Genomic DNA, 19,763 nt, shown 5'->3' with positions numbered 1-19,763 from the left:
CGGCTGACGGGACAGATCGCGTGTGAAACCGCCAGGTCGTTGGGTGTTCCGGAGGCCGCACCAGACCGTTCCGCCTTATTCGGCTGCAACGCTGGCGTTCACCGACGACGGGTCGCGCCGGTCCCATTCCGCGAGATAGCGGTCAACCAGCCATTCATTGAACTGGGCCTGAGCGCCTTCCTGCCAGGAATACCGCCCCCGCTTTGCAAAGCGGGACCGCAGGCCGAGCTGGACCATTTCATCGACGTGCCAGTCCTGGGCAATGATGTGGGATGTCGAATTCATGATCATCTCCATCTTGTGCTCATAGGCCTCGTCTTCCATCGCACCGGGAGCTACCAGAACACCGGTGTCCATATAGTGCGTCTCGGGACTGTCGGGTCGAATGATCAGATAAATGACCATATCGCTGGTCATCACCAGGGACAGGCTCGGCGGAATGTTGGCGAAGGTCATGCGATTGCGCGCCTCGTCCGACAGGCCGGGGAATACGGGCAAGACAGCCTTCTGGGTGGGATTGAAACTCGCATCGGCATGGAGTGTGCCGTTGAACCGCAAATATCCCGCCGCCCCCTTCGGGGCTTCCGGAAAACTGGCCTGCTCTGACGGCACAAAGTCATGCAGCGGGCCATGATGCAGGCGGCTGGCATGGTAGCCGTCATTGTTGTTCTCGAACATGACCTTCCAGTTCCACATCAGGCGCGGCGCAGGCTCCGGCCGCGGACCGTCTGCATTGGCGAGGTCATATCCCTTGATCGCTTCCTGAACATGCGTAAGGCGCGGCGCCAGCGGCGCGGCCTGCTGATCGAAATTGATGAAGATGAAGCCTTCCCAGACCTCAACCTTGAAGTTTGGCAGGCCGTGGGCCTTGCGGTCGAACTCACACGTCTTGTTCATGGCCGGCGCACCGACAAGGTCGCCATCGAGCGAATAGCTCCAATGATGATAGGGACAGACAAAGCCGCGCGCATTGCCGCTGCCCTCGGCCACAAGCATGGCCCTGTGCTGACAAACCGACGACATGGCCTTGACCTCGCCCTTGCGGTTACGGGCCACGACAATCGGCTCGTTCACGGTTGAGGTAGTGAAATAGTCGCCGGGCTCCTTCACCCACTCCTCACGGCCGACACACAGCCAGTCATGCGTGAACAACGCGTCTTTCTCGAACTCATAGAAATTGGCGTCGGTATAGCATTCCGGCGGCAGGGTTTCTGCCTCCAGCACATCCTGCCGCGACGTCGCCAGGGACCGGATGAACTCTTCGGTAATGGTGATTGGCATGATCCGTCTGTCCTCTTCTTGTCAGCATCACCCTGTCATCCGCCACAAGTCCATTCTTGTCTGAGCGCGCACAAGAAGTTGCCCGGCGCCCGAATCTGCAGCCGGAGCGGCAGCGCGCTCCGGGTCAGGAAGTGAACAATTCCTTGCGGATGATGGCGTGTACGCCCCAGTTTCCATTGACGACCTGCGTGATCCCGAAATCCACACCGACCGACAAAAGCGAGATCGCCTCATCCTCATCGAGGTCGCGCGCTGTCATCAGGAAGCGCCGTGCCTTCCGGAACGCATCCCGCATGGCGAGGTCGATGGATGATTTCTTGTAGATCTCGCTCTGGGCAGACGCACCGAGTTCCTTGAGATAGTTCGGATGGCTGAAGCCGAAGATCACCCATTCATCCTGCGTTTCCAGCAAGGGATAGTCGAGATCGCGGATGTGCCCCCGCTTGTCGCTGGCACGGTGCAGGATCGGCTGGATCAGCGCTGTCATTGAGCACTCGATTGCGGTGCCGCAAAGCTCCGAATCCCCCTGGGACGCATGCGGATCCCCCAGCGAGAGCAGCGCCCCCGCCACCCCCACAGGCAGGAACAGGCTGGAGCCGGGGGCTATCCGCCAATTGTCCAGATTACCGCCAAAATTGCCGGGGGGAATGGAGTCGACAAGTTTGGATTGTGGCGGCGCGACGCCGATCACGCCAAAATGCGGCCGCACCGGAATCTCGATGTTCCGCAGTACGTCATAATTCTTCTTGATGGTCGAGGTATCCACCGGCAGGCCGGGATAATCATACAATTCATGGACCACGCCGAACGGATCCGTCTGGGGAGTCCAGCGATAATTGTAGACCGCCCGCGCACATGACCGCCCCATCTCGCTTTCGACTTCATAGATGGTGATGACTTCGCGGTGTTTCGGCTCGGTCAGAAGGTCATTATACTGAAACCCCCAATAGGCGGCGGCATTGCTGCCAAAAGACTGGCCTGTGTACTTCGGGTTGCCGCTTGTGCGCGGCTTGAGCTCGAGAATGCGAATTTCGACAATGTCGTTGGGTTCTGCCCCCGCGATTTCGATGGGCCCCGTGCAGATATGGACCCCGAACCCCTCACCGGCCCCGCGGCCTGTCGATGAGGAGGAATCCAGCGCGCCAGCCCCACGTCGGTTGATCGTCTTGCCTTCCGGGGTCCAGCGATAGATCTCCTCAATCGCGGCATCCCCCTTCACCATACGCTCATGATCGTCATTGGCATGATGGGTCAGGGTTTCGACGGTAACATAGTCGCCGGACTCCACCGTCAGAACAGGCTTCAGGGAGCTGCTGAAATGCCCCCAATGGATCGTCTCGGGAGTCACTGGCAGATAGTGATGCCGCGCGCCATTCTGGACCGGAGCGGGCGCAGCGTCTGGCGCGTGAACCGCTTCCTGTTCCGGATCGTCAAAGTCTTCCGGCTCCTGCACTTCAATTGCCTGATCCTTCGCCGTCGGCGGGCGGCCACGCTGAAGCACTTCCGCCTGGGTTTCCTCTTCCTGCGGCGCGCGACGATATTCACGCGGGCTCATGCCGTATTGCTCGCGGAATGCCCGGCTGAACGAGGCGCTGTCATTGAAGCCCCACTGAAACAGGATGTCCGAAATGGACCGCTGCGCATGCAGCGGGCTGCGCAGGTCGAGTCGGCACCGTTCCAGCCGCCTGAGCTTGACGAAATGACCGAAACTGTCGCCGACGGATTCGAACAGTTTCTGCAGATAGCGCGGAGAGATATTATGCTCTTTCGCCACCTGATGGAGATTAAGTTCAGGATCGCTCAATCGCATTTCGATTGTCTGGAAGATGCGCTCCAGCAGAGCAGCGCGCACGCCCGCAGCGCCCCCGAGTTCCTTCGTTGACGCCTCGCTCATCAGAGCAGTCGAAATGAATTCTGGCAGCGCCACTTCGATGGGGCGCATCTGGTCATCATCCACATCGGTGATCGTGTCTGCAACCGAGCGCAACAAGCCGGACAGCATTCTGCCGACCCCGGTTTCCGAAACCAGGTTGGAGATGTCGGCCTGCGGCTTGGAGCGCAGGCGCAGGGCCGGATGGGTGACAGGCACCTGAACCATCAAGAACCGGTTGTCGCGCTTGAAATCGAGCGTCACGTCCAGATCACCGATGCCGTAAACGACGTCGCCTTCGGACACCTCGATCGTGCTGGTATCTGTCTTGGCGATCAGGTCACCTTCCAGCAGCATGATCAGCCAGAATTGCGAGGGCCCCTGCGACAGGTCCAGACGGATCACATGCTCGGTGGACGTGATGCGCACAAAGGTAAATTCCTGCGCGCTTCGATAGCTGACCAGTTCACCATAAAGCTCCCCCTCATGTTCGAGAAGCTCCATGGAAAATCGCTGCAATGCGAAATGCCAGGCATCCTTTCTCTGCTCCTTGGGGTAGGCATTCGTAGTAAACTGCACAGACCGGCTCCGTTCCGAACTTCAACTCCTGTCCCCCGACCCTGTCGATCCTCGGATGCCCCCCGGGGTCGTCAACGTAACCTGTCGTCAACACTCCGGAACGCAGGTGACACTGCTCAAAAGTCGAGCAGTGCCAGACGTCTGCGCCGCAGATCGCAGCCAATGTGCAGAAAACATCAGCCCGTCCGGTGACCTGAAATCACTCCGGATCCTTCACCACGCCCTTCTCTGGAAAGATGTTCCGGTCAATCTTGACGTGAATTCCCTGTGTTCCGTCGACCACTTGGGTGATTCCGAAATCCGTTGCGACGCTCATCAGGGAATAGGCATCATTGCGGCTGAGATCCTGATGCTCGGTCAGCAGATGCAGCATGTCGAGCGAAGCATTCTTCATGGCCTTGTTCAGGTCTTCATCGAAGCCGTGAACGATCCAGTGATCCGGCGTTTCCAGCAGGGGCGAGGGGAATTTGAAGTCCTTGCGCAGCACGATCTGGAACAGTACGTCCAAGGAGGCCTCAATGGCCGTTCCGCTGATCTCGCCGTCGCCCTGACTGACATGCGGATCGCCAATCGAGAACAGCCCACCCTTGACCTGAACCGGATAGTACATCGTCGCGCCTGCGCCGATGCGCCAATTGTCGATGTTTCCGCCATGCAGGCCCGGCGGAATGGTGCTGACGCGCTCATCCACTGCCGGGGCGACACCGGCCGTGCCAAGATGCGGCCGCGCCGGCACGCGGACCCCTGTCAGGGCGGGCTCGCGGTCACATTCCGGGCAATGCGTGATCGTGCCGGGGATGAGATACTTGCCTTCGAAATCATAGGCGTACAGCGCATGCGCCGTGTTGGAGTTCGGATCCAGTTCATAAATGGTCACGCGCTCCTTCTCGTCGAACTCCTGGTAGAGATGCCCCCAGTTCGCCGCGAGATTGGAGCCATAATTGCAGCGGGGCACCATGCGGAAATAGCGCACCTCCAGCATGTCGCCGGGCTCAGCGCCTTCAACATAGATCGGCCCGGTCATGATGTGCACGCCCGGGGCGCGGTCTTCCGGCCGGACGCCTTCCCAGATCGCCTTGACGGTGTCGTCCATCATCAGGTCCGGCGCGTCTCCGGCATGATGCGTGATTGCTTCTGCCTGGATCAGGTCTCCGCTCTTTACCCGGAGGGCGGGTTTGATGTTCGGATGGAAGTAGCCCCAGTGCACCGTTTCAGGTGTTGCCTTCAGGTGATGCAGGTTTTCCGGCTGGACCTGAACCTTGCTTTTCCGGGTTTCTTCAATCAACGCCATACCTAACTCCTTGAACCAAATCGCCCTGCAGCAGATCAGAGTTGAAGCCCGCCAACCGGTCTTGTTCATATGCGCCCAACTAGTTGCACCGCCCCATCCGGGGCCACACATGCCAACAGGCAGGCAAGTTTGCGGACGTGAGAGAACAAGACAGACACACCCGCCCTGACGAAAATTGCCCTGTTTAAATCAGCATCAGGAACACGTTATGTCCGACCCGGTTGCCGCCAACAGAATGCCCACGCTTTTCATTCCCCATGGTGGAGGCCCGTGCTTCTTCATGGACTGGACGATGATGGGCGGACCTGCTGACACCTGGGACGATACGGCCGCCTGGCTGAAGAGCATCCCGGCCAGCCTGCCGGAAAAGCCGAAAGCCTTGCTGGTGGTTTCGGCGCATTGGGAGGAAACCGAATTCACGGTTTCCACAGCTGCCGCGCCGGACATGATCTTCGACTATTACGGCTTTCCCCAACACACCTATGAGCTCAGCTATCCCGCGCCGGGTGCGCCCGAGCTGGCAAAACGGGTTCAGGAGCTGATGACATCGCATGGCCTGCCCGCGCCGCACGCGGCCGAGAGAGGCTATGATCATGGCGTGTTCGTTCCCCTGCTCGTGGCCTTTCCCGACGCAGACATCCCGATCCTGACCCTGTCGCTGACCGGTGACCTGTCCCCGGAAAAGCACCTGCAGCTGGGGAAAGCGCTGTCCGGGCTGCGGGACGAAGGCGTCCTGATTATTGGCAGCGGCATGAGCTATCACAATATGCGCGCCTTCCGCACGCCCGCTGCGACAGCTCCCTCGGCCGAGTTCGACACCTGGCTGACCGAAGCCTTGACCGGCGATGACCCGGAACGGAGATGGGCACAGCTGAGCAACTGGCTGGACGCGCCTCAGGCCCGCAACTCCCACCCGCGCGAGGAGCACCTGCTGCCCCTCATGGTTGCCGCAGGCGCAGCTGAGGGTGACATCGGCGAGAAAGTGTTCTCCGACAATGTCATGAATGCGACCGTGTCGGCCTTCCGGTTCGGCTAGCCGGCGCCTGCACCGACACTTTCACCGGGCGTCGGGACGTCTGCACGTTCCCCATAATTGCGCGCGATGATGGCGCAGACGATCAGCTGCATCTGATGGAATATCATCAGGGGCAGGATGATCATGCCAACTTGGGCAGGCGCAAACATCGCCGCAGCCATTGGTACGCCGCTGGCCAGGCTTTTCTTCGAACCGCACATGACCAGCGTGATTTCATCAGGCTTGGAGAGGCCAGCCAGATGCGCCGTCTTGCGAGTCAGGACCAGCACGATTGTCAGCACCAGAGCGCTCAGGCCCAGTATGGTGACGATATCGAGCGCGGAAACACGCTGCCAGATGCCGTCGACCACGGCCGCGCTGAATGCAGTATACACAACCAGCAGAATGGCTCCGCGATCCAGCCTGGACAGGACAGCCTTGTTGCGATCGATCCATTGGCCGATCAGCGGGCGACTGAGATGGCCCAGCAGAAACGGCGCCAGCAGCGTCAGGATGATTGATCGCATCACGCCCAGCATGTCTCCACCGGCAGACTGGAGTTCGGCGCGCATCAGCAAGCCGGCAAGAAGCGGCGTGATGAACACGCCCAACATGTTGGACAATGACGCCGTGCATACGGCCGCAGCGACATTTCCCCGGGCCATGGATGTAAAGGCAATCGAGGACTGTACCGTTGATGGAAGGATTGTCAGGAACAGGAATCCCATCTTGACCGTCGGGCTGACCCAGGCGTCTGGCAAAAGGCTGACGAGAAATCCGAGAACCGGAAACAGGACGAAAGTGCTGGACAATACCAGCCCGTGAAGCCGCCATGCGCCGATCCCGCCGAGTATGGCCGCGCGTGACAGCTTGGCCCCATGCATGAAGAAGAGGAGGAAGATCGCAGCGCGCGTTAGCCATTCGAACCCGACTGCGACCTGCCCCCGGCATGGCAGGAGACTGGCCAGCACAACGACCGAAAGCAGGACCAGCGCATAGGGATCCGGCTTCAGCCATTTCAGTATGGCGGGCCCGGCGGCTTTGCCCGCCGTGTCCGGGTCAGGCGTTTTCGGTGCGAGTGACATGAAAGACTCCAGACATCGACGGCACTGACGGGCCGTCACGCATCATGTTGCGAACGAGGTTTACTCGGCCAGCTGCCCGAACTTGATGTCGCCATCCGCAGGCACCTCATCCGCCGTTTCAGGCTGTGCGGCCGGATACGGCGGCTTCATGAACAGGACGAGCATGAAGACACAGGCAGCGAGCACGGACAGGATCATGAAGATCAGCGAGAAACTGCCGGAAACATCCCGGATGACCCCGCCAATCAGCGGCCCAAGTGCCGAAATCGCACCTGTGACGCACATGGCCGAAAAGAGTTCGAGATTGTATTTGCGACCGAAATAATTGAGCAGCAGAACGGTGCACGCCAATTGTGTGGTGCCGAACCCGATACCGGTGCCGATGGCGTAGAACAACAACATCACATGATCAGTTGTCAGCGCCAGCACGGCACATCCGATCATGGTGGCGAACAGGGCGATCGATACGAGATGCTTCGGATCGAATATGTCCCCCAGCACGCCCGAAAAGCCCCGGATCAGAACGGCGATCAGCGCCTCGATGCTCAACATGCCGCCGGCGACGGTCTCGGACACGCCGCGTTCTATGAGATGGCCCACGGACAGGCTGGTCACGGTGACCAGGCACATCATGTTCAGGCAATAGGCCGCTGCAAGGATCTTGAACTGGGTCGTGCGCATGGCGAGCTTGGCCGTCCAGTCCGTTGTCGTGCGATAGATGTTCCGGCCGGCGCGCGAAACCGGCGTGTCGGCCTGGTCCGGCATGATGGTGGGCGCCGTCTCTTCCGCGTCAGGGGCCACCAGTTCGTCCCGTGCAGGCCGGGTGAACCGTCGCTCCAGACCGATGATCACGACGCACAATATGGTGGCCGCCAGGATCAGGAGTGCCTGATACTCCCAATAATTGCGCCAGGTTTGCCCCTCAAGCGCCAATACGCCCAGAACCATCAAGGGGCCGACCACGGTGCCCATGCCGCTGATCGTGGCCGCTACGCCCAGCGCCGTCGATTGCCGCTTGAACAATCGGCTGACGAGGAAGGTCGTGGGAATGGAAGCCATCATGGGATAGGCCAGGCCGCAAATGGCGGCACCGAGATAGTATTGAGGCAGGCTGTTGACCCCATGCAGCAGATAGAGCCCGATACCGGACAGGACGCCGCCAAGCAGCACGGTATTGCGCACCCCAAGCCGCCTGATCAGCAAGGGCGGCACCGAAGACGCCAGGCCCGTCACGGCCCCCAGCACAGTGAAACCGAACCCCGCCTGCGCCCAGTTCCACTCCAGATCCATCACCATGAAGGGCAGCACCACGCCCAGCGAGGAATAGGTCGCTGCCGCGAGCAGGAGTTCGAGCGAACTCATGGCCACCAGCTGGCTGCCGGCCTTGAAGGGAATTGCAGCTCTCATCGTTCGGCGTGTGCCTCCTTGGAAAACGGGTTTTCGCCATAAACATCGGTTTTGCGCAATGCGTCCCTGCCACCCGATTCTGACGCCCGACCACAAACGGACAGCGCGGTCAGCGCGTAGATCAAGGTGCTCTTGACCATGTCGTCCGGGGTCGGGCGCCATCGGGGGAACCCGGTCGTGACGGCCGGGATTCGGTTCATGTTGAAGACATTGTGGTCTCGCCACATGCTGGAATAGACCGGATGCGCAAGCTGCAGGGGCTCGCCAAGCGTGTCGCGGGTGGCCGCATCGACCGCCGCCACGAGCGGAGCCACGCGTGCCTCATCGGCCGCAAAGCCGTGCCGGACCACCATGGGCTCGATTTCGAACTCACCGAGTTTCTGCGCGCGCAGATGGCGTTCGAGGCTGCGGTGCACCTGCCCGATCTCGACATGGGGCGGCAGGCCGACTTCCAGATAGAGCGAACAGATCTCGGTGCCGGCTCCGAAGGCATAGGGCACACCGCCCCGGACGGAGGAAATCTGGGTCTTCGGCCGGGCCGTGCCGCCGGGAGAGACGTAGACATTGTCGGCCTCATAGGCCCGCCCCCAGTCGAGGAGGGCCTGCACGGCATCGCCGAGACGGTAAATCGGGTTGGGGTGATCAGAGGCCCGTTCCGGACTGTCCAGCAAGGGCGTGAACACGCCTTCCCCGAACAGCTGGACCCTGAAGACCGCATATCCGCAGGCCACCCAGGTGAGCCCGAAATCACAGCCTTCTGCGGCGATGGCATAATCCGGCGAAACGCCGCCATGATAGAAGGCGTAGTGGGTCCCGATTTCCTTGCCCATATACTGGACGCCGCGCGCTTCCTCGATCGGCTCCGGCCCGATCTCGCCGGGCGAGGCCGTGAGGTACAGTCGGCCAGACAGATCTATTCCGCATGATTTCAAGGCCTTCGCGGCCATGAGGAAACAGACCATCGGGCCGCGGTCATTCGAAATCGGATAGCCGTGAAAAGCGCCATCCTGCAGCCAGCACCGGTTCCATTCGGGATTGGCCAGCGTTTCCGGCCGGAATTTCTGGGCGTCCAGATCCGGATCCCAGGTCGGGCTCTCGGTGTCGAGATGGGCCGTATAAAGGAGGCTCTTCCCGTCACCCCGGCCGCCATAGGTGGCGATGATGTTCGGGCGCTCCGGTGTCGCGCCGACCTTTCGCGGCCGGAATCCTTCCCGGTCCAACCACTCGTATACATAGTCCGCGGCGGACGCTTCCTGCATGGACGGACTGTCGATATTGCCCAGTTCAAGCGCCGTCCGGGTCAGCTCGTCGACATCGATTGCCGCCGCGATGGCCTGTCGTTCAGCCTCGCTGACCGTGTAGTCAGCGGGTGGCAGATTCTCAAATCCCTTGTTCAAGACCGTCTCATCCCGTCGCAAATCGTTTCAGCGCGTTTCAGCCAGGTGCAGGCCGCTTCACCACTGAAGATGACCATTTCAGCCCTGAGCAAGTCTTGACGTGCGCCGCACGGATTGTTGCCGCAGCCCGCCAGAAAATTGGGCATCTGTTCCCTGAGACCGCATGGACCCGACACGATCCTGCCCGGGATTGGAGGTCGCCGGATATGGGGACAAGGCAGGCTTGATGTCCTCTGAATGACGGGCTGTGGGCGCCCGAAACCAACCCATCGCCCCCCTGTTCCTGCGACACCCCGGCAAGGATTTCAGTGTCCACTCGGTCTGCGTCGACACCCGTCCAGTGCGGCATCAGCTGCCTCGGGATCTTCTGTCCGGAGACCTGTCGAGGTCCGCAAAAAAGAACTGCACACCTGTGGCACACTCCGAACGAATTGCTTGATCCCTACACGGTGCAGGGCCTGTGCGTGGGTGGAGTTTCGGCCGCCGAAACACCCCGGCCAGCAGCAAAATCCGGGTGCCGGATGTATCGGACAGGTCTGTGTGTATCCCCTGTTTTCTTCTGAGACGTGGCTGCAATGAGGGGTTCTTGCGGAGGTCTGGAAAACACCTCACGTCCTTTTTCCATGACACGTCGCATACTTCATGAGCGCCCGGGTTCGGCGGGCGGCCCGCATGTCCTGGACGCTTCCCTGCAGGACCGCCCCTCATCCCGTCGCATGACCTATCTGCGCCTGCTGGCCCAGTCCTCGCTCGTGACCGTGGCCCCGCTTGCCCATGGCCAGGGCGTCCTGCCCGGCGAGGCCACCCTGGTCAGCGGCGATGCCGCCATCGCCACCAGCGGCCCGGCCATGACGATCACCCAGTCATCTGACAAGGCCATCCTGGACTGGACCGACTTCTCGATCGGCCAGGACAATACGGTCACCTTCCTCAATGGCTCCGGCACCACGCTGAACCGGGTCACCGGCACCAGCCTCTCCAGCCTGGACGGCCTGCTCAGCGCGACCGGCACGATCTATCTGATCAACCCCAATGGCATTGTCGTCGGACAGAACGGCATCGTCGATGTCGGCGGCTCCTTCATTGCGGCCACCCATGATGTCGACACCGCCGCCTTCCTGGCGGGCGGGGATCTCGACTTCTCCGGCGTCTCCGATGCCTCCATCATCAATCTCGGCAAGATCGCCGCCGCGCAGGGAGATGTCTTCCTCATCGCGCGCGAGGTCACCAATGCCGGCACGCTCGAAGCGGCCCAGGGCACCGCCGGCATGGCGGCCGGCTATGATGTCCTGCTGACCGATGGCTCGCTCGGGGATGGCAAGCTGCAGGTCCGGGTTGGCGGCGCGGGCACATCTGCCACGACGCGCGGGGAAATCGAGGCGGCCAGTGTCGAGCTGCGCGCCAATGGCGGCAACATCTATGCCCTGGCCGGCAATACCGGCGGCACGATCCGCGCCACCGGCGTCTCGCACTCCGATGGCCGCATCTTCCTGACAGCGGGAGACGGCAAGGTCACTGTCGCAGGCGGGGTTACCCTGGCGGCCTCGCGCGGGGCGGCCTCGACGCTGCCGGCGTCCGCGGCGGGCTCCGCCGACGCGCCCGGCATGCAGGCCCTGTCTGCTGCCTCCGGCATGGACGGATCGGTCTCCGATACAGGCTCCCTGCTGCTTGCGCCGAGCCAGGCCATGTCCGGAACCGGCGGGGATGTCATCCTGTCCGGCGGCAAGGTGAGCGTCAGCGGTGAGATCGCCGCAACCGGTACCGAGGGCGGCTCTGTCACGATCACCGGCACCGACATCGCAGTTGTGGGCGGCCGGATCGATGCGTCCGGCGAGACGGGCGGCGGGACGGTCCGGATCGGCGGCAACAAGCATGGCGCCCCCGGCCTGCAGACCGCTGACACGCTCTACTTCGATGCCGACAGCCTTGTGCGCGCAGACGCCACCAGGTCCGGAAATGGCGGCCAGGTCGTCCTCTGGGCAGAAGAGGCCACCAGCTTTGCAGGCAACATCTCCGCACGCGGCGCAGGCAGCGGAACCGGCGGCGACGCAGAAGTCTCCGGAAAGGCCTTCCTCGACTATACCGGCCGCACAGACCTGCGCGGACCGGGCGGCGCAGGCACCCTGCTCCTCGATCCCTACAATCTCACAATCTCGAACGATGCGGGCGTCAACGCCACCGGGTTCGACGCCACCGGCAATGACAGCGTTATCAATGTCACGACGCTCGAAACCGCCCTGGCATCCGCCAATGTGACGATCACAACAGGCAGCGGCGGCGCCCAGGATGGCGACATCACGGTCGCTGATGCGTTCTCATGGTCCAGCGGAACCCTTCTGACCCTGTCCGCCTATCGCGACATCACGTTCAATGCCAAGGTCACTGCCGCAAATGGCGGTGGACTCGCACTGGAGTACGGTCAGGGCGCTCTCGCGAGTGGTAACACCGCCAACTATTACGTCAACGCCCCGATCAATCTGACCTCGGACGGATCATTCAGCACCAAGCTGGGAAGCGACGGCACCGTGATCGACTACACGATCATCACGGATGTCAATGCGCTGCAGGATATCAACAATGATGTGACCGGAAACCACATCATCGGAAGCTATGTGCTCGGCGCCAATATCGACGCGAGCGCCACCGCGACCTGGAACGGTGGCAAGGGGTTCGCTCCGATCAGCGCAGACGGACACTTTCAGGGCGTGCTTGATGGACTGGGTCACACCATCTCCGATCTCACCATAAATCGGCCAACAGACGATATTTTGGGACTCTTCAGAAACGTATCCGGGTCGGCTGTCATACGAAATCTCGGTCTCGTAGGGGCTGATATCACAGGTCAGAACTATGTCGGGATGCTGGCCGGCAAGAACGGCGCAACGATCGAAAACGTCTTTGCAGAGGGCGACGTGACGGGCGGCGACTATGTCGGTGGATTGATCGGGACAAGCGTCGGATCGATAGTGAATTCCTATACAGAAGGATCGATTGTTTCGAGCGGAATCTATTCCGGAGGAATCGTCAGCAGCAATGACGGCACGCTTTCCGGTGTCTATTCCACAGCCGATATTATTGGCACGGAAGGTACAGGCGGACTCGTCGGGATCAATTCCGGCACGATTGAGGATGCGTTTGCCACAGGTTCAGTAACCGGCAGCATCAACATCAATGTCGGCGGACTGGTCGGCAGAAACCATGGTTCCATTTCGAATTCATTTGCCACCGGAGATGTTGAATCAAGCGGATCGGGCGTTGGTGGACTGGTCGGTCAGAACAATGATGGACCAATCACTGACTCCTATGCGACCGGCACGGTATCCGGTGACAAGGACGTTGGCGGGCTGATCGGCATTGCCACCGGCACCTCCTCGATCAGCAACGTGTACGCTACTGGGGATGTGACGGCAGCGCGCGACAAGGCCGGAGGGCTCCTGGGCTCACTGGCCAAGACCTCCACTCTTGAGAATGCCTTTGCCTCCGGCGATGTCAGCGGATCGACCAGGGTTGGCGGATTGATCGGCAGTGCCCGTTCCACCTCCGTGATCACCAACGCTTATGCTGTAGGCAATGCCACAGCAACGACAGGACACGTTGGAGCGCTTATTGGCGAAACCAAGCAGCAGGCAAGCGTCACAAACACCTATGCTACAGGCCTGGTCACGGCTGGGACCGGGGATGATGGTGGACTGATCGGCAATCATGGTAGCTCAATCGCCGTCACGAACTCCTTCTACAATACCGAGACCACAGGCCAGAGCGACACCGGCAAGGGCACAGGCCTGACAACGGCGGAGATGCAATCACTGTCGACCTTCACCGGAGCAGGCTGGGACATCGACGGCGATTACGGCACCGGCTCTGTCTGGCGGATCTATGATGGCAATACCACGCCCCTGCTGCGCAGCTTCCTGACACCGCTGTCCCTGAGCACCGCCTATGATGGGTCCGGTGCAGCCCTGACCGACATCGGCGCATTTGATGTGCCGGACGGCACCGACAGCAGCCTCATCCTTGGCACGCAATCGAACAACACACTGACGCTAACTTCCACAGAGGCCGACAGCTATACTGCCAGCATTGATGTCAACGGGCTGTATTCAAGTCAGCTGGGTTATGATCTCGACTTCAGTTCGGCAACCCGCACGATCTCGACGCCGGGCAGTGCGGCGGGCGATATCGACCTGTCCAGCGGCGTGACCTGGACCGATGGCACGCTGATCATCAATGGCAATGTTACTGATGCCGGAGTGATTTCCAGCACCAATGGCGTGTTCGAAATCGCCGGCGGCAGCTGGAGCCAGACCGGCACGCTGGCTGACTTTGACGTGTTCGACTTCCGTCTTTCCGGCGGCACTTTCCTGCGTGCCACTTCCGGTGATGGCAGCGAGGCCGATCCCTACACACTCATCGATGTCTACGGCCTGCAGGGTGTGGACACGCTCGTCACATTCAATTTTGCACTTGATGCCGACATTGACGCCTCTGGCACCGCGAACTGGTGGGATGGCGCCGGGTTTGACCCGATCGGGCATTCCAGTGATCAGTTCACGGTTCATTTTGATGGCCGCAATCACGTCATCACCGATCTGACCATCAATCGGGCATCTTCCAATTATGTTGGCTTGTTCGGCTTCGTTTCCGGGAGCACCATTTCCAATCTCGGTCTGGTAGGTGGCTCGATATCCGGAAAATCATATGTTGGCGGACTGGTCGGGACTCATGATGGAACGATCACAAACAGCTTTGTGACAAGTGATGTGTCGGGCTCGAACCATGTGGGTGGCATGGTCGGCTACAATTTGAGCGGCATCATCCAGCAGAGCTACGCCACCGGCTCTGTCACAGGCGACGGCAAAACTGGCGGGTTGATCGGGAGCCTGGTACTTGGCGAAGTCAACAACAGTTTTGCGACTGGCACAGTGTCGGGGGGAGGTGCCGGTGGACTGGTGGGAGCCGTTACGTCGGGCATCGTCACCAATTCCTTCTACAACACCGAGACCACGGGCCAGAGCGATACCGGCAAGGGCACCGGCCTGACGACGGAAGAGATCCAGTCCCTGTCCACATTTACGGGTGCAGGCTGGGACATTGATGATGAAGGCGGCACGGGCTCTGTCTGGCGGATCTATGATGGCGATACCGCCCCCCTGCTGCGCAGCTTCCTGACGCCGCTGAGCACAGTTCTGACGCCGGCATATGATGGGTCCGGTTCAGCGATGAACAATATCGGTGCCTATGAGGTGCCGGACGGCGTCGATGCCGACCTCATTCTTGGAATGGAGAGGGGAAATACGCTGACCCTCGCCTCAACAGATGCAGACAGCTATACTGCCAGCATCGATATCAGCGGGCTCTACTCGACCCAGCTCGGCTACGATCTCGACCTGAGTTCCGGAACCCGCACGATATCGACGCCGGGCAGCGCAGCGGGCGATATCGACCTGCCCAATGGTGTGACCTGGACGGACGGCACGCTGATCATCAATGGCAATGTCACTGATGCCGGAGTGATTTCCAGCACCAATGGCGTGTTCAAACTGACCGGCGGCAATTGGAGCCAGACCGGCACGCTGGCAGACTTTGACGTGTTCGACTTCCGTCTCTCCGGCGGCTCCTTCCTGCGCGCCACCTCCGGTGATGGCAGCGAGGCTGATCCCTACACGCTCGTCGATGTCTACGGCCTGCAGGGCGTGGACACCCTGCTCGGCTCCGACTTCGTTCTGGGAGGTGACATTAACGCCTCTGGCACCGCAAATTGGTGGGGCGGACTCGGCTTTGACGCAATCGGCGCCTCCGGTTCGGCCTTCCGCGGCACGTTCGATGGTCAAGGCCATGTCATCTCCGGCCTGATCGTGAACCGGCCGAGCCTGAGGCATGCTGGCCTGTTCGGCTACAATGCCGGGACAATCGAGAATGTCGGCATGGCTGGAGGATCCGTGACCGGAGGAGACAATACGGGCGGACTGGTCGGGTCAAACCTCGGCACCATATTGAACGCCTACACAACGGGCGATGTTTCCGGTCAATCCACCGCCGGCGGCCTGGCTGCGGTCAACGCAGGCACAATCTCCAATTCCTATGCGACGGGCAACGTTTCGGATGGTTATTATGCGGGAGGGCTTATCGGGTTCAATCAAGGGGATGTCCTGAACGCCTTTGCCACAGGCGACGTGACCGGCACGCATAACGCAGGTGGACTGATTGGGCTGAACGACGGCGATGTCAGCAATGCCTACGCCACCGGCGATGTGACCAGCACGAACAGTGCAGCCGGGCTGATCGGCATCAATTATGGCAACGTCAGCAACACTTATGCCACGGGCACAGTATCCGGCGGCATCAATTCCGGCGGGCTGATCTGGTACCAGGAAGATCTCGCTTCCGTCACCAATTCCTTCTACGACATGGAGACCACCGGCCAGAGTGACACAGGCAAGGGAACCGGCCTGACCACGGCCGAGATGACGGATCCTTTCACCTTCATCGATGCGGGCTGGGATTTCGAAACCGTCTGGAGCAAATCCACCGCAGGAGAGAACAGCGACTACATGATGTTGCGCGGCTTCTCTTCCGACACGCTCTATGATGACTTCGTCCGGCTTTCGGGGGACACGTCAAAAACCTATGGCAGCGCCAACCCGTCACTGGATGGCATCACCCTGGATGGGGCCGGTACAGACAATGTGACTCTGTCTTGGGGGAGCGCCCTCTCCGAAACAACCGGCGTCGGCTATTATGCCTATGCGGGCGATGCAGGTGTGGTCGACGTCACCGGCGCAGATGACCGGTCGGTCTATGTCGACTATGGGTCGGACGGCCTGACCATTTCGAAGGCTGCCCTGACCGTCACGGCAAATGATGACAGCAAGACCTATGATGGGTTCGCCTATTCCGGCGGCAACGGCATCACCTATGACGGGTTCGTCAATGGCGAGGACTCGTCCGTCCTCGGCGGTTCTGTCACCTTTGGCGGCACATCCCAGGGTGCCGTGAATGCCGGGACATATGCGATCAGCGCCTCGGGCCTGACCGCCGACAATTACGACATCACCTTCGTCGCTGGCTCGCTCGACGTCGAAAAGGCGAGCCTGACCATTACGGCAAGCGACGACAGCAAGACCTATGATGGCCTCACCTATTCCGGCGGCAACGGCATCACCTATGATGGCTTTGTCAGTGGAGAAGATGAATCCGTCCTCGGCGGGGCGCTTGCCTATGGCGGCACGGCGCAGGGCGCCAAGGATGCCGGCACCTATGCCATTGAAGCCTCCGGGCTGACGTCCGGCAATTATGACATTTCCTATGTCGACGGATCGCTCGACGTCGGCAAGGCGTCGCTGACCATCACCGCCATAGATGACGGCAAGACCTATGATGGCGTCGCCTATTCCGGCGGCAATGGCGTCTCCTATGATGGCTTTGTCAGTGGAGAAGACGAGTCCGTACTCGGTGGATCGCTTGCCTATGGCGGCACATCGCAGGGTGCCAAGGATGCCGGCGACTATGTGATCGAAGCTTCCGGGCTGACCTCTGGAAATTATGACATTTCCTATGTCGACGGATCGCTCGACGTCGGCAAGGCGTCGCTGACCATCACCGCTGTAGATGACGGCAAGACCTATGACGGCGTCGCCTATTCCGGGGGCAATGGCGTCACCTATGACGGCTTCGTCAGCGGGGAGGATGAGTCCGTCCTCGGCGGATCGCTTGCCTATGGCGGCACATCGCAGGGTGCCAAGGATGCCGGCGACTATGTGATCGAAGCTTCCGGGCTAACCTCTGGCAATTATGACATCTCCTATGTCGAAGGATCTCTTGATATCGGCAAAGCCGATTTGATCGTCACCGCGCGTGATGACGGCAAGACCTATGATGGCGTCACTTATGCCGGCGGCAACGGCGTCAGCTATGACGGCTTCGTCAGCGGAGAAGACGAATCCGTGCTCGGTGGCTCCCTTGCCTATGGCGGCACATCTCAGGGCGCCAAGGATGCCGGTGACTATGCCATCGAAGCCTCCGGCCTCACCTCCGGGAACTACAACATCTCCTATGTCGATGGCCTGCTGAATATTGCGAAGGCCAGCTTGACGATCACAGCAAGCGACGACAGCAAGACCTATGACGGGATCACCTATTCCGGCGGCAATGGAGTTACCTATGACGGCTTTGCCAGCGGGGAGGATGAATCCGTCCTCGGCGGGACGCTTGCCTATGGCGGAACCGCGCAAGGCGCCAAGGATGCGGGCAGTTATATCATTGAAGCTTCCGGGCTGACGTCCGGAAACTATGAGATTTCCTATGTCGACGGGTCACTCGACATCGGCAAGGCGTCGCTGACCGTCACCGCTGTAGATGACGGCAAGACCTATGACGGCGTCGCCTATTCCGGTGGCAACGGCGTCACCTATGACGGCTTTGTCAGCGGAGAAGATGAGTCCGTACTCGGTGGATCGCTCAGCTATGGCGGCACATCGCAGGGTGCCAAAGATGCCGGCGACTATGCCATCGAAGCCTCGGGCCTCACCTCCGGGAACTACAACATCTCCTATGTCGATGGCCTACTGAGTGTTGCGAAGGCATCGCTGACCGTCACGGCAAGCGACGACAGCAAGACCTATGACGGGCTTTCCTATGCCGGCGGCAATGGCGTCACCTATGACGGCTTTGTCAGCGGGGAAGACGAGTCCGTCCTTGGCGGGTCGCTTGCCTATGGCGGCACGGCCCAGGGCGCGAAGGATGCGGGCGACTATGTGATCAGCGCCTCCGGCTTGACCTCCGGGAACTACGACATCTCCTATATCGACGGATCGCTCGACATCGAGAAGGCCTCGCTGACCATCACCGCGAATGATGAAAGCAAGACCTATGACGGCATTACCTATGCCGGCGGCAATGGCGTCTCCTATGACGGCTTTGTCGACGGAGAAGACAGCTCCGTTCTCGGCGGCACGCTGACCTATGACGGGGATGCCCAGGGCGCCCGGGATGCCGGGACCTATGTCATCACCGCTTCAGGCCTCACCTCCGGAAATTACGACATCACCTATCTCGACGGCGCCCTCGATGTGGCCCGGCGCGCCATCACCATTCTCGCAGACGCCCAGACCAAGATCTATGGCGAGGTCGATCCCGACCTGACCTATACGATCGGTGGCAGCGGACTGGCCGACGGCGACACAAAGGCGGGCGTCCTGTCCGGCGCGCTGGCCCGCGCGGCCGGCGAGACGGTCAATGGCGGCCCCTATGCCATCGGACAGGGCAGCCTCGGTGCCAATGCCAACTACACGCTCACCTATGTCGGCAATGACCTGACCATCACGCCTGCGGCCCTGACCGTCACTGCGGATGATCAGAGCAAGATTGCAGACGGATCCGTCTTTGAAGGGCCGTACACGGTCACCCTGACAGGCCTGACCGGCGGTGACGATGCCTCGGTGCTCGGCGCCATCGACTTTGGCGGAGATGCAATCTCTGCCGTACATGCCGGTAGCTATCAGATCATCCCCGGCGGCGCCGCCAATCCGAACTACACGATCACCTTCGTCAACGGAACACTCACCCTCATCGCGCCGACGTCAGCGCCAGATCTGCCTCAGGAAACACCGGTCAGTGGCGAACTGGTCGACCTCGGCGGCATTGCACCGGCGGGCGTGCCCGAGTCGGGTGACAATGCCTTGAACGGGACTGACGCGAATCCGTGCGGAAGCGGAGAGAGCGGCCAGGACTGCTCCAACATGCCGCACCCGCTCAACCAGGTGGTCGATGACCGTATCCGGTTCACACCCTAGCGCGACATGATTTGAACAATGATTTTTACGACAGAAAATGGAGAGAG

Annotated in this window: 8 protein-coding genes; 2 read left to right on the top strand and 6 right to left on the bottom strand. The window is 60.7% G+C overall.

Annotation, left to right across the window (positions count from 1 at the left end; translation table 11 throughout):
• Positions 1-75 precede the first annotated feature (75 nt).
• The 3 genes from HF955_RS11645 to HF955_RS11635 form a co-directional block, all read right to left on the bottom strand.
• Positions 76-1,281, bottom strand: coding sequence for an aromatic ring-hydroxylating dioxygenase subunit alpha (locus tag HF955_RS11645; RefSeq protein ID WP_291075289.1), 1,206 nt, complete (start codon positions 1,279-1,281; stop codon positions 76-78).
• A 124-nt stretch (positions 1,282-1,405) separates the two neighbouring features.
• On the bottom strand, positions 1,406-3,655 hold the full coding sequence (locus HF955_RS11640) for an acetamidase/formamidase family protein (protein ID WP_291075288.1): 2,250 nt from the start codon (positions 3,653-3,655) through the stop codon (positions 1,406-1,408).
• A gap of 274 nt (positions 3,656-3,929) precedes the next feature.
• Entirely contained in the window at positions 3,930-5,021 is a 1,092-nt protein-coding gene (locus HF955_RS11635) for an acetamidase/formamidase family protein (RefSeq protein ID WP_291075287.1), read from the bottom strand.
• A 235-nt stretch (positions 5,022-5,256) separates the two neighbouring features.
• On the opposite strand from HF955_RS11635, the gene HF955_RS11630 reads away from it, so the two are divergent.
• On the top strand, positions 5,257-6,057 hold the full coding sequence (locus HF955_RS11630; RefSeq protein WP_291075286.1) for a class III extradiol ring-cleavage dioxygenase: 801 nt from the start codon (positions 5,257-5,259) through the stop codon (positions 6,055-6,057).
• Here the strand turns inward: HF955_RS11630 and HF955_RS11625 are convergent.
• Genes HF955_RS11625 through HF955_RS11615 form a run of 3 tightly spaced genes read right to left on the bottom strand, consistent with a single transcriptional unit; the run spans position 6,054 to position 9,925 of the window.
• Positions 6,054-7,121: a bile acid:sodium symporter family protein gene (locus HF955_RS11625; RefSeq protein ID WP_291075285.1), complete on the bottom strand. Its 1,068-nt coding sequence runs from the start codon at positions 7,119-7,121 to the stop codon at positions 6,054-6,056. The two genes, HF955_RS11630 and HF955_RS11625, sit on opposite strands and share 4 nt — an antisense overlap.
• A gap of 60 nt (positions 7,122-7,181) precedes the next feature.
• Positions 7,182-8,528 carry a CynX/NimT family MFS transporter gene (locus tag HF955_RS11620; RefSeq protein WP_291075284.1) on the bottom strand — a complete coding sequence of 449 codons (1,347 nt, stop codon included), beginning with the start codon at positions 8,526-8,528 and terminating at the stop codon, positions 7,182-7,184.
• Positions 8,525-9,925 carry a peptidase M20 gene (locus tag HF955_RS11615; protein ID WP_291075283.1) on the bottom strand — a complete coding sequence of 467 codons (1,401 nt, stop codon included), beginning with the start codon at positions 9,923-9,925 and terminating at the stop codon, positions 8,525-8,527. Before HF955_RS11615 ends, HF955_RS11620 begins: the two co-directional genes overlap by 4 nt.
• Positions 9,926-10,548: 623 nt before the next feature.
• Here HF955_RS11615 and HF955_RS11610 point away from each other — a divergent pair.
• Positions 10,549-19,716, top strand: coding sequence for an MBG domain-containing protein (locus HF955_RS11610; protein WP_291075282.1), 9,168 nt, complete (start codon positions 10,549-10,551; stop codon positions 19,714-19,716).
• Positions 19,717-19,763: the final 47 nt, after the last annotated feature.

Origin of the sequence: Hyphomonas sp. (assembly GCF_017792385.1) — a bacterium.
Lineage (GTDB): Bacteria > Pseudomonadota > Alphaproteobacteria > Caulobacterales > Hyphomonadaceae > Hyphomonas.
This window is presented reverse-complemented; position numbering and strand designations above follow the sequence as displayed.

What these genes read in the sequence shown, in the direction of transcription:
- HF955_RS11645 (WP_291075289.1), bottom strand. Translation starts at nt 1,281, where the DNA reads ATGCCAATCACCATTACCGAAGAGTTCATCCGGTCCCTGGCGACGTCG.
- HF955_RS11640 (WP_291075288.1), bottom strand. Translation starts at nt 3,655, where the DNA reads ATGGAGCTTCTCGAACATGAGGGGGAGCTTTATGGTGAACTGGTCAGC.
- HF955_RS11635 (WP_291075287.1), bottom strand. Translation starts at nt 5,021, where the DNA reads ATGGCGTTGATTGAAGAAACCCGGAAAAGCAAGGTTCAGGTCCAGCCG.
- HF955_RS11630 (WP_291075286.1), top strand. Translation starts at nt 5,257, where the DNA reads ATGCCCACGCTTTTCATTCCCCATGGTGGAGGCCCGTGCTTCTTCATG.
- HF955_RS11625 (WP_291075285.1), bottom strand. Translation starts at nt 7,121, where the DNA reads ATGTCACTCGCACCGAAAACGCCTGACCCGGACACGGCGGGCAAAGCC.
- HF955_RS11620 (WP_291075284.1), bottom strand. Translation starts at nt 8,528, where the DNA reads ATGAGAGCTGCAATTCCCTTCAAGGCCGGCAGCCAGCTGGTGGCCATG.
- HF955_RS11610 (WP_291075282.1), top strand. Translation starts at nt 10,549, where the DNA reads ATGACACGTCGCATACTTCATGAGCGCCCGGGTTCGGCGGGCGGCCCG.